Here is a 12177-nt window from a genome sequence, read left to right as displayed (position 1 = left end):
TCATGAGTACCATCGCATTTATCGGTTTAGGAAGGATGGGGCATCCTATGGCGCAAAACTTACTCGCGTCTGGATTTAACGTGCAAGTATTCGATGTCGATAGCGAAGCCGCAAAGCAACTAGTACCTTTTGGTGCGGTGGTGGCGAGCTCTATCGAAGAGGTAGTAGATGGTGCTAGCACAGTCATCACGATGCTACCAGCAGGGTCTCACGTTCGTTCCGTGTATCTTGGTGACTTACACGGTGGCGTAGGTGTCCTCAATCTTGTCTCGCCAAGTACCTTGATGATTGATTGTTCAACCATTGATCCGGACTCTGCGCGATTAGTCGCCAATGAAGCGGCAAATAAACGCGTGTTGTTTGTCGACGCGCCCGTTTCGGGGGGCGTTGCTGGCGCGAAAGCGGCGACATTAACCTTTATTGTTGGTGGTTCGGATCAAGCGTTTTCTAAAGCCAATGCGATTTTGCAGTATATGGGAAAAAATGTTTTCCATGCTGGCAAAGCAGGCGATGGTCAAATGGCAAAAATCTGTAACAACCTTATGCTCGGCATTTTAATGTCTGGTACGTGCGAGGCATTAAACCTAGGTATCGATCATGGACTCGATCCAAAAGTGCTATCAAACATCATGCTGCAAAGCTCTGGCCGAAATTGGGCATTGGAGCTTTACAATCCTTGCCCAGGCGTGATGGACAGTGCGCCAGCCAGTCACGATTACCAACCGGGCTTTATGAGCAAACTCATGCTAAAAGATCTCGGCTTGGGGTTAGATGCGGCGTTACAAACACATTCTTCGGTTCCGATGGGGTCGTTAGCGCGCAACTTATATTCTTTCCACAACGCGAGCGGCCACGGCGAACTCGATTTCTCAAGCTTATTTGAGTTATACAAGAGTAAGAAAGGCTAGACCGAGTTTTGTGACAAACCAGCCCGAGATGGTGACGTAAAACGCGCATCATTTCGGCCAACTTAGACTGGTTGAGATAGAGAACATTACGAGCTATGGAGTGCACCAATATGGACATAAAAAGTAGTGTTATTGCCATTACAGGAGCAGGGCAGGGGCTTGGGCAAATGATGGCCATTACCCTTGCTCAAGCTGGCGCTGATTTAGCGTTGTTGGATGTAAACGCCAGTGGCTTAATGGAAACACAAGAGCAGTGTCGAATGCTGAGTGCGAAAGCGTTGACATATCAAGTGGATGTCACCAACGAAATCGACGTTGAAACCACGTTTGAAGCGATTATCCAAGATTTTGGTCAACTCAATGGGTTAGTCAATAACGCTGGCGTATTAAGAGATGGGTTACTTGTAAAAGCAAAAGATGGCGTGATCAGTAAGATGTCTTTGGATCAATTCAATTTGGTCATGAACGTTAACGTGACAGGAACATTTTTGTGTGGGCGTGAAGCTGCCGTCAAGATGATTGAGAGTGGCTCCCAAGGCGTTATCATCAATATTTCTAGTGTTGCGAGAGCAGGGAATATCGGACAAACCAATTATTCTGCGTCAAAAGCGGCGGTCGCGACCATGGCGACAACATGGGCTCGTGAGCTCGCAAGATACGGTATTCGCGCGGCGGCGGTTGCACCAGGTGTAGTTCATACCGCGATGGCAGAGCAAATGAAACCAGAAGCCATAGAGCGATTAGAAAAGATGATCCCAGTTGGCAGGATGGGCGAAACAAGCGAAATCGCGCATGCAGTAAAATACATTATTGAGAGTGATTACTTTACTGGCAGGGTTTTAGAAGTGGATGGCGGCATTCGTATGTAAGTGATCACTGAAATAAGGCTCTGATAGACCTGAATAATAAGTCTCTTTCCATTTCAACATTTTCTATGTTGTGGAGTGCTAATTCTGCGCAACCCAAATGTATTTACAACTTATGTTTGGATTTACCTTGGGAATGATTTCTCACAATCCAATAAAGAGATGTAAATACCACTCAAATATTAAGTGAAATCATTAATTTGATGCTGATCACACTTTTGGTTTTTTAGTTTCCGCTTCTCATTAAGGCTATCTGCGCAAATGAAGTTGATAGTCAGTCTCATCAATTTTAAGTTTCAACTATTTGTTTTTAAATAATTAATTGTTGAAGCACGAGAAATTCGTGTTGAGGTTAATATTCGATTTAAAGTGTGTAACTTCCATTAATGGAAGGTTAGTTTCCAGTTGTGGCTAATGAGCTTTAACTTTTTACTCCTCATAATGCGCCAAATGTAACATAGTGTTTCAAAGTGTAACAATAAACTCACACTAAGAGTGTGGTTTTGATCTCCACTCAATTCCGTTTTGTTTCGCTCTGAGCCCGACGTTACTCATGCTCAACACATAAACATTCTAATGACTATAACAACTGGTTCTTGGCTTGGTACCAATCGTATCGTAGTAAATAACGGTTCATTCTAGCTGGTTAAATGCTTGATGACGAAGTTGAAAAATTGTAAGTAGAATAACTACTTATCGAAGTTTCTTCTTGTTCTCATACATTACCTCTGCGCTATGTGTGAGCTCTTATTTACTTTGATTGGCATCTGCTTTGAAACCAGACAACCATCGAGAAAGTTAATGGAAGCCTCAAGATATAAACGCATCTTGTCGAGGGGAAGTTTGGCGTCCGTCATACTTATGCTCTCAGGATGTAATTCAGCTTTACTTGACCCCAAAGGTGCCATTGGTGTGCAAGAAAAAGAGTTAATTATTACTGCTCTTTTGCTGATGTTGATCGTTGTAATCCCTGTGATTTTAATGACGATTTACTTCGCTTACCGATACCGCGCCTCTAACACTGAAGAAGAGTACGCACCCGAGTGGTCACACTCAACCAAAATCGAAGTGGTGGTATGGACAATTCCAATCATCATCATTGCGATTCTTGCGACGATCACATGGCGTTCGACTCATGAACTAGAGCCATCCAAACCTTTGGAAAGTAATGTTAAACCAATGACCATCGAAGTGGTGTCACTCGATTGGAAATGGTTGTTCATCTATCCAGAAGAAAACATTGCGACGGTGAACTATGTGGCGTTCCCGAAAGACGTGCCAGTGCAGTTCAAACTGACTTCGGACAACATCATGAACGCGTTTTTCATCCCTCGCTTAGGTACACAGATCTACGCGATGCCAGGCATGGTAACCAAGCTCAACCTCATAGCGAACCACGAAGGTGACTACAAGGGTTTTGCATCGAACTACAGCGGCGAAGGCTTTTCGCAAATGAAGTTCACAGCTTCAGCAATGTCTGATCGTGCTGCGTTCCTAAATTGGGTGCAGAAAGTGAAGGCGAGCCCTGATCGTATTGAAGATTGGGAGCAATACAGCTCACTCGCAGCGCCAAGTATCGCAGAGCCAGTCACTTTGTTCTCTAGCGTTCCTCCGTTCTTGTTCACCGACGTTGTGACTCAGCATCCTGGTTCAATGAACTGTTTGCCTGAAAACCAAGGATAATCGTAATGTTTGGAAGATTAACTCTTGATTCAGTTCCATTCCACGAACCTATTATTGTCATCACCCTAGCGGTTGTGGCGCTGGTTGGTTTAGCCGTAGTTTACGCGGTGACCAAAGCCGGAAAGTGGCAATATTTGTGGAATGAATGGTTTACTTCAGTAGACCATAAAAAACTTGGCTTCATGTACATCGCAGTAGCGATGGTGATGCTTGTTCGTGGTTTTGCTGACGCAGTCATGATGCGTAGTCAGCAACTCCTTTCTTCTGCGGGTGAAGCAGGTTACTTACCACCGCATCACTACGATCAAATTTTTACTGCCCATGGCGTGATCATGATCTTCTTCGTAGCGATGCCATTGGTCATTGGTCTGATGAACATCATCGTGCCATTGCAGATTGGTGCGCGTGACGTAGCTTTCCCGTATCTGAATAACTTGAGCTTCTGGCTGTTTGTTGTAGGTGTCATCCTAACAAACATGTCTCTCGGCTTAGGTGAATTTGGTCGTACCGGCTGGTTGGCGTATCCGCCGCTTTCAGGTATTGAGGCTAGCCCAGGAGTCGGGGTCGACTATTGGATTTGGGCGCTGCAGATATCAGGTGTTGGTACGACGTTAACAGGCGTGAACTTCTTCGCGACCATTTTGCGTATGCGTACACCGTCTATGCCAATGATGAAGATGCCAGTTTTCACTTGGGCGTCTCTGTGTGCAAACATTTTGATCATCATTTCATTCCCAATCCTAACGGTGACTATCGCTCTGCTTACGCTGGATAGATACCTAGGCATGCACTTCTTTACCAATGATCTTGGCGGCAACGTAATGATGTACGTCAACCTGATTTGGGCTTGGGGTCACCCAGAAGTGTACATCTTGATCTTGCCAATTTTTGGTGTGTTCTCAGAAGTCACCGCAACCTTCTCACGTAAAAAGTTGTTCGGTTACACATCGCTAGTTTGGGCTACCGTAGTTATCACGATTCTTGCCTTTGTCGTTTGGCTACACCACTTCTTTACGATGGGGTCTGGCGCGAACGTAAATGCCTTCTTCGGTATTGCCACGATGATCATTTCTATCCCAACAGGGGTGAAGATCTTCAACTGGCTATTCACGATGTACAAAGGCCGCATCCGCTTTACGACGCCAATGATGTGGACGGTGGGCTTCCTTATCACCTTTACTGTTGGTGGTATGACGGGCGTACTAATGGCTGTTCCGGGCGCAGATTTCGTTCTGCATAACTCAGTATTCCTTATCGCTCACTTCCACAATGTTATCATCGGTGGTGTGGTGTTTGGATGTTTCGCTGCGATCACTTACTGGTTCCCGAAAGCGACCGGTTTCACCATGAATGAAACTTGGGGCAAACGCGCGTTCTATCTTTGGATTATTGGTTTCTTAATGGCGTTCTTACCGCTTTACGCGCTGGGCTTCATGGGGATGACTCGTCGTTTAAGCCAAGACATCAACCCAGAATACTTCCCACTGTTGTCGATTGCCGCAGCAGGTACGGTTGTGATTGCGCTGGGCGTATTGTCTCAGTTCATCCAAATTTACGTGAGTATCCGTGACCGCGAGCAAAATCGTGATCTAACTGGTGACCCGTGGGGTGGTCGTACTCTTGAGTGGGCAACATCGTCTCCACCGCCGTTCTACAACTTTGCGCACCTACCAAAAGGTGATGTGCTGGATGCCTTCTGGTACCAGAAACAAAGTGGCGAGTTCGATCCAACTAAAGAAGTGGAATACGAACGTATTCATATGCCAAAAAACACGGCAACAGGCATCTACGTGTCGGCTTGGTCGCTCCTATTTGGCTTCGGCATGATTTGGTACATCTGGTGGCTAGCGGCGGCAAGTTTGGTCGGTATTATCGTGACGTGTATTCAGCATAGCTATAACGATGATGTGGATTACTACGTGGAAGTTGAAGAGATCAAAGCAATTGAGGCTGAACGTCGAGCTCAGCTTGAAGAAGCGAAGAAAAACTCAGTGAAAGACAGCGAAAGTAAAGATGATCTGGAGGTGACGTATGCAAACTAATATCGCAGCACATCACGACCATGATCACCACCATGACACGAATGGCAACAAGCTATTTGGCTTCTGGGTTTACCTGATGAGTGACTGTGTATTGTTTGCGACCTTGTTCGCGACTTACGCTGTGCTGTCGAGCAATTCAATTGCGGGCCCAACAGGTAAAGACATTTTCGAACTCCCATTCGTGTTTGTCGAAACCATGCTGCTGCTGTTTAGCAGTATCACATTTGGTTTTGGCATTATCGCGATGAAGCGCAACAACGTTGCTGGTCTCAAACGCTGGATGTTAGTCACGTTCGCGCTTGGTCTTGGCTTTATCTGTATGGAGGTCTATGAGTTCCATCACCTGATTGAAGAAGGCTATGGGCCACAAACAAGTGCATTCCTGTCGGCATTCTTTACGTTGGTTGGTACGCACGGCCTGCACGTAACCTTTGGTCTGATTTGGTTAGCGGTAGCGTATCATCAACTGTCGACGAAAGGTCTGAACGACAATATGGCAATGCGCTTTAACTGCTTAAGCCTATTCTGGCACTTTCTAGATATCGTTTGGATTTGTGTCTTTACCATCGTTTACTTACTGGGGGTAATGTAATGGATCAACATGTAGAAACCAGTTCGTCAGATTACGTGAAAGGCTTTATTGCCTCACTGATTCTGACGGTAATTCCGTTCTACTTTGTTTGGACGAAATCATTACCAGATACAACGACCTATGCGATTCTATTTGGATGTGCATTAGTGCAGATATTTGTTCACTTTAAATACTTCTTGCACATGGAAACAAAAACATCCGACGGACGTTGGAACCTTGTATCACTGATGTTTACCGCCATTGTTGTACTTATCCTTATCGCTGGCTCGGTATGGATCATCTACAACATGAACGTCAACATGAAGTTGTAGGTCAAGGTATGCTGAAAAGTTATTTGTCTATCACTAAACCGGGCATTATTTTCGGCAACCTGATTTCTGTTGCGGCGGGGTTCTTCCTCGCCGCAAAAACAGAACCAGCCAGTCTAATGCTGTTCGTTACGACGTTAGTTGGTGTTGGGTTAGTCATCGCTTCAGGTTGTGTGGTGAATAATATTTTCGATCGTGATATCGACCAGAAGATGGCACGTACACGAAATCGTGAAACAGTGAAAGGCAACATCAATATCGATATTGCGTTTGTTTATGCACTTGCTTTATTGCTGGTAGGAACCGCACTGTTATTTATCCGAGTGAACCCACTATCCGCTGTCGTCGTGTTGCTTGGCTACGTGTATTACGTGTTCTTTTACACGATGTGGTACAAACGTAACTCGGTGTATGGAACCTTAGTGGGAAGTATCTCAGGCGCAGTTCCGCCATTGGTGGGTTACTTAGCGGTAACAAACTTCATTAGCTTGGAAGCGATTTTACTCTTTACCATGTTCTGTCTCTGGCAAATGCCGCACTCGTATGCCATTGCCATGTTCCGCATGCAAGACTACCGAGAAGCCGGGATTCCCGTATTGCCACTTAAAGAAGGCATTCATAAAGCGCATCGACACATGAAAGCGTATGTCGTAGCGTTTGGAGCAGTATCGTTGGGGTTATTTTTACTAGGTGAAGCAGGGTATGAATACTTAGCAGTTGCAGCGGTTGTTTGCTTTATGTGGACGAAAGTGACCTTTCGCAGCATTGATGACAACAACTACATCGCTTGGTCAAAGTCGGTGTTTAAAGTCTCACTGCTAGTGGTGATGGGGATTAGTGGTGTGCTTGGCGTCGAGTTGATTCCTCTAGCTCTGTAACAACCAAACCTAAGCGTTTGCTAAGCGCCAATATCTTTTGCTGCTGAATGCATGAATGACCTTACCTAGAAGTAAGGTCATTTAACTTTCTATTGTCCTTTATTTTCCCTGTTTTTCCTGTTCCTCCTCTAGCTTCACTATCACGTATTCATATCTAAAAGCAAAAACAACCAGTGTGTAAAACATAGTAGATCGCGCGTTTCCGCTGACTCGTAATAATGTCAAGAGATAGCGACGATTAAGCTAAAAAGTATAAACAGCGCAATAACTCTACTTACCATATGAGAATTCAATATCGATAGTTTGTAATGTAAACATTTGGGGGGAGTGCTAGTTCCCATAGCAGCATACAAACTAACAATGTGAATGTTTGAGTTGAATCACCAGCTAGCGAAATACAAAAGTTTTACGACTGAAAGTAGGTGAGGAAGCATCTTAGCTCCAGTGAAATGAACACGATTAAGAATCATCTTTTTACATAATCTAAAAACTCACTAAACATTAACCCAGATTAAAGTTTTGTCGTCTCCGAGGCATTAAGGTGCGCCTGTAGTTTGCAGGTCTCAAGGATTCAGAGAAGGAACAGCCATACATCGTGTATCGCTGTTCCTTTTTCGTTCTTGTTTACTTGCGAAAAGATAAAACATAAAGACAACTTTAAGAGGACTGGTTTTGAGCATTTTGTTTTCCGAAGCCCGCATTGGCAACATGACCCTAAAGAACCGTTTTGTGAGAAGCGCAACGTGGGAGAACATGGCGACCGAAGATGGTCACATGACGGCAAAGCTTTACGATATTTACGAAACGCTTGCGAAAGGGGAGGTTGGGCTTATTGTCACGGGTTATGCCAATATCGTTGAAGAAGAGAAACCCAACGCAGGTATGATGGGGATCTACAACGACTCTTTTATTGAAGAATACAAAAAGCTAACAGAGCTAGTACATCAACAAGATTCTAAAATCGTGATGCAAATTGCTTACGGTGGCACCAAAACCACCCATAACGTCGGTGAGCGTGTCATCTTCGCTCCGAGTGACGTGCCTGAGCGTGGTACAAATACGCAAGGCAAAGCGATGACAAAGGACGAAATCGACTACATCGTAAAGGCATTCGCATTGGCGAGCAAACGTGCTCAAGACGCTGGTTTTGACGGCGTAGAGATTCATGCGGCGCACACTTATTTAATTAACCAGTTTTTAAGCCCGTACTATAATCGTCGCGAAGACGAATATGGTGATGGCTTAGAAAATCGCATGCGCTTTCTTTTAGAAATTTATTCTGAAACCAGAAAGCTGGTTGGAAGCGAATTTCCCATCCTCGTTAAACTGACGGCAACTGAGTTCTTTGACGGCGGTTTAACGTTCGATGAAACTCGCGTCGTCTGTAAGAAACTTGAAGAAGTAGGCGTTGATGCGATCATCGTATCTGGCAATGTTCACGGCAAAGCAAACGAACTTGTTGGTCAAACGTTCGATGGTTACATACTACAAGAAGAAGGTTACTTTCACGAATATGGTCACGTGATCAGTCAGGACGTTAGCATACCGGTGATTACTGTCGGCGGGCTGAGCGACATTGATGCGATTGAGAAAATTGCAGAAAACACAGATATCCAATTTTTTGCTGTGTCACGCCCTTTATTGGCTGAGCCACAGTTGATCAAACGTTGGAAAGAAGGCAATCGCGCACCAGTAGATTGTGAACGTTGCTCAAAGTGTCGTACCAAGCGTGGTAACTTTTGCGTGGTGTATAAGAACCGAAATCGTCGCAAAAAATAGAACGAAGCGAATACACAAATACAAATTAGCCTCCACTCTGAATATGGAGGCTTTCAATTATCCGCATGTTAATCGAACCATTATTTATCTTCTTTTTGATAGTTTAAATAATGCACACAAAGATCGTGAAATGCTTTAGCTTGAGGCGAGATCGTGCGATCGGTTAACGTAAATATACCAATTTGCCTTTCAAGTGGTGGATCGATAAGCGGAATCCAAACCAAGCGTGTTTCATTGGTTGGGAAAGCAAGCTTCGGTAGGGTCGTGACACCAATCCCAAGTTCTAAGACAGAAAACAGCGAAGTAATATTTTCGACCGAATAGAGCGCTTGCTGACTCAGAGCTCTTGCTGGGGTTGGATCGAGAAGTGTACAAGTGCCGTTACGGATAAAGGGTTGTTCCAACAAAGTTTGCCACTCGATTCCTTCTGGATGACTCGCAATAGGGTTGTCCTTTAAACACACCACGCCTATTGGATCGGCTAACAGCGGCGTAAAGTCAATGCCGCCCTCATCGAGGTGAGAGGGGTTACCGAGCGCTAAGTCGACCTCACCGGAGAGTAGGCGAGCCTCGACGCCAGCGGCATTATCGTCTATCAAGCTTACTTCTACATTTGGATACTGTTCGCAAAAGGCGCCCAACACGCTAGGAATGAGCTTCGCTGCAACAGAAGGAACGCTAGCAATTCGCACTCTCCCTTGCTGTCCGGCAGCGGCTGCTTTGAGATCGTTGTCTAGTGCACTGTAGATATTGAGAAACTGAACCACTTTGGGAAGACAAATTTCACCAAACGGGGTCAATTTGGTTTTGTTTCCGGGTTCAAACAGCGTTTGCCCTAGAATTTTTTCAAGCTCTTTTATCGATGTTGACAGTGCCGCCTGAGAACGATTTGCACGATGTGAAGCGGCTCGAAAGCCTCCTTCCTCGACTACCATCACAAAATGCATTAATTGTTGAAGCTTAATACTCATCCCTAATGCCTCCTAATCCCTTTATTTACGTTATTTTAAACAGGGTGATAAGTTTAATTTATCAAATGTCAAAAATTTACCGTTAGATTTATCGCCTGTCAATGTGCATCATTTAACCATATTGAAACAAAGCTGTTACAAAGGTTGAAAGGCACGTGAATACTCCTACTAAAAAACACCCAGTTAAAACCAGTCTATTTGCTTCTAAAGCGCCGCTTGAATGGGCGATAGTCAACAACGGAACCCTGTATACGGCTCAAATTCCTATTGATGACACAGGCGCGGTTGTGGAAGGCGGTATCGAAGCACAAACACGTCAAACCTTTAACAATCTCATTCACACCCTGGAGTGTGCAGGGGAGTCTTTGGACTCGGTGTTGCAGGTCCTGATTTATGTGACTGACAGAGAATACTTAAAGACCGTTAACCAAGTGTACGCGGAATATTTTGAAGCACCGTACCCAAATCGCGCCGCCATGGTGGTTGCAGGGTTAGCGCGAGAAGAGATGTTGGTGGAGTTTGTCGTCTATGCGTCGGCAAGCCAACCAGAATAAATCCAATAAGAACAATTAGAGATCAGTGAGTGGGTGGCTTGCCATCACAAATCGGAAGAACAAGGAAAGAACCATGACTTTTATTAACAATGTTCAAGCAGAAAAATCCCTCTATATAGCGGGTGAGTGGCAATCGGGCATGGACACCATCGCCAATATTAACCCTTCTGATATCAGCGAAAACATTGGCGATTTCGCACAAGCGAGTGTGTCGCAAGTAGAGCAAGCGATTCAAGCGGCTAAATCAGCGCAGCCAGAGTGGGAAAAAACACCAATCGAGCGCAAGCAAGCAGTGCTACAAGCGATTGGTGATGAGCTCATTGCACGATGTGACGAATTGGGCACCTTACTTTCGCGTGAAGAAGGTAAGCCATTTGCTGAAGGTCGAGGTGAGATATACCGTGCTGGTCAATTCTTCCAATACTTTGCTGCTGAGGTTCTGCGTCAAATTGGCGATAACGCTGCTTCCGTCCGTCCAGGTGTCTCCGTTGAAGTTACTCGTGAAGCCGTCGGCGTTATCGCCATTATCTCTCCTTGGAACTTTCCAACAGCAACAGCGGCTTGGAAAATCGCGCCAGCACTTGCGTTTGGCAACAGCGTCGTCTGGAAGCCTGCCAACCTAACCCCAGCAAGTGCCGTTGCGCTGACAGAGATTATCCATCGCCAAGGTTTACCTGCCGGCACGTTTAACCTCGTTTTGGGTAGCGGTTCGCAAGTCGGTAATACCCTTATCAATTCGAAGGATGTGAACGGCGTGAGCTTCACTGGTTCTGTGGACACAGGCCGTAAAGTTGCAGCGGCAACGGCACCAAATTTTGTGCGTTGTCAGCTAGAGATGGGTAGCAAAAATGCGCTCGTAGTGGCAGATGATGCAGACATTCAAATTGCCGTTGAAGCGACAATCGCAGGCTCATTCTCGGGTGCAGGTCAAAAGTGCACCGCGTCTTCTCGTCTTGTGGTTATGGACGGAATTCACGACGCGTATGTTGAAGCGCTAATCCAACGCATGAGCGAACTTAAAGTGGGTCACGCACTGGAAGAGGGCGTGTTCATGGGCCCTGTGGTTGATGGTAACCAGCTGAATGCGAACTTTGAGTGGATCGAAAACGCACGCCAAGCAGGCGCGGAGCTGGCTTTCGGTGGTGAGCGTCTGAGCCTAGAGCATGACGGTTACTACATGTCACCAACTCTGTTTTTAAATACACAGAATGGCTGGGAAGTGAACCAAGAAGAAGTCTTTGCGCCAATGGCGAGCGTGATTCGCGTTTCTGATCTGGATGAGGCGATTGCGGTCGCGAACGATACGCGCTTTGGCCTGACAGGCGGCATTATCACGCAAAGTCTGCGCAATAGCGCGATCTTCAAACAGCAAGTCCAAACGGGCTGCGTCATGGTTAACTTGCCAACTGCGGGTACAGATTATCACGTCCCATTTGGTGGCCGTAAAGAATCTAGCTTTGGCCCTCGTGAGCAAGGGCAGTACGCCAAAGAGTTCTACACCGTGGTGAAAACCGCTTATCAGCGCCCTTACTAAGAACAGCAGGGTAGCTGATGGTGTCAGTTACCCGCACTGAAAGGCTAAGAAATTGTTTAAGG

General features: G+C 45.6%; 11 protein-coding genes. 10 read left to right on the top strand and 1 reads right to left on the bottom strand.

Annotation, left to right across the window (positions count from 1 at the left end):
• The first annotated feature begins 2 nt into the window (after positions 1–2).
• The 8 genes from mmsB (at position 3) to R7F67_RS09135 (ending at position 9056) form a co-directional block, all read left to right on the top strand.
• Positions 3–908 carry a 3-hydroxyisobutyrate dehydrogenase gene (gene mmsB, locus R7F67_RS09170; RefSeq protein WP_005375775.1) on the top strand — a complete coding sequence of 302 codons (906 nt, stop codon included), beginning with the start codon at positions 3–5 and terminating at the stop codon, positions 906–908.
• Between the two features lie 110 nt (positions 909–1018).
• Positions 1019–1777 carry an SDR family oxidoreductase gene (locus R7F67_RS09165; protein WP_005375778.1) on the top strand — a complete coding sequence of 253 codons (759 nt, stop codon included), beginning with the start codon at positions 1019–1021 and terminating at the stop codon, positions 1775–1777.
• Positions 1778–2575: 798 nt separating this feature from the next.
• Positions 2576–3457, top strand: a complete 882-nt coding sequence (cyoA, locus tag R7F67_RS09160; RefSeq protein WP_258494893.1) for a ubiquinol oxidase subunit II — start codon at positions 2576–2578, stop codon at positions 3455–3457.
• Positions 3458–3462: 5 nt separating this feature from the next.
• Positions 3463–5499, top strand: a complete 2037-nt coding sequence (gene cyoB, locus R7F67_RS09155) for a cytochrome o ubiquinol oxidase subunit I (RefSeq protein ID WP_005375781.1) — start codon at positions 3463–3465, stop codon at positions 5497–5499.
• Positions 5489–6091, top strand: a complete 603-nt coding sequence (gene cyoC / locus R7F67_RS09150; protein ID WP_005375782.1) for a cytochrome o ubiquinol oxidase subunit III — start codon at positions 5489–5491, stop codon at positions 6089–6091. The genes cyoB and cyoC overlap by 11 nt, the downstream gene beginning before the upstream one ends.
• On the top strand, positions 6091–6402 hold the full coding sequence (cyoD, locus tag R7F67_RS09145) for a cytochrome o ubiquinol oxidase subunit IV (protein ID WP_005375783.1): 312 nt from the start codon (positions 6091–6093) through the stop codon (positions 6400–6402). The genes cyoC and cyoD overlap by 1 nt, the downstream gene beginning before the upstream one ends.
• Positions 6363–7277 (top strand): heme o synthase, encoded by a 915-nt coding sequence (gene cyoE / locus R7F67_RS09140; protein WP_165401665.1) that lies wholly within the window; start codon positions 6363–6365, stop codon positions 7275–7277. Before cyoD ends, cyoE begins: the two co-directional genes overlap by 40 nt.
• Before the next feature lie 672 nt (positions 7278–7949).
• Complete coding sequence (locus tag R7F67_RS09135; protein ID WP_258475779.1) at positions 7950–9056, top strand: NADH:flavin oxidoreductase; 1107 nt, start codon at positions 7950–7952, stop codon at positions 9054–9056.
• A gap of 80 nt (positions 9057–9136) precedes the next feature.
• Here R7F67_RS09135 and R7F67_RS09130 read toward each other — a convergent pair whose 3' ends face one another.
• On the bottom strand, positions 9137–10027 hold the full coding sequence (locus R7F67_RS09130) for a LysR family transcriptional regulator (protein WP_005375788.1): 891 nt from the start codon (positions 10025–10027) through the stop codon (positions 9137–9139).
• Positions 10028–10182: 155 nt separating this feature from the next.
• Between R7F67_RS09130 and R7F67_RS09125 the strand changes: the two genes are divergently transcribed.
• Positions 10183–10581, top strand: coding sequence for a RidA family protein (locus R7F67_RS09125; protein WP_005375789.1), 399 nt, complete (start codon positions 10183–10185; stop codon positions 10579–10581).
• 73 nt (positions 10582–10654) lie between these two features.
• Entirely contained in the window at positions 10655–12115 is a 1461-nt protein-coding gene (locus R7F67_RS09120; protein WP_005375790.1) for an aldehyde dehydrogenase family protein, read from the top strand.
• Positions 12116–12177: the final 62 nt, after the last annotated feature.

It is taken from the genome of Vibrio sp. YT-17, assembly GCF_033337375.1.
GTDB lineage: Bacteria > Pseudomonadota > Gammaproteobacteria > Enterobacterales > Vibrionaceae > Vibrio > Vibrio alginolyticus.
Note: the sequence above shows the minus strand (reverse complement) of the source record. Positions and strands in the feature narration are given on the sequence as shown.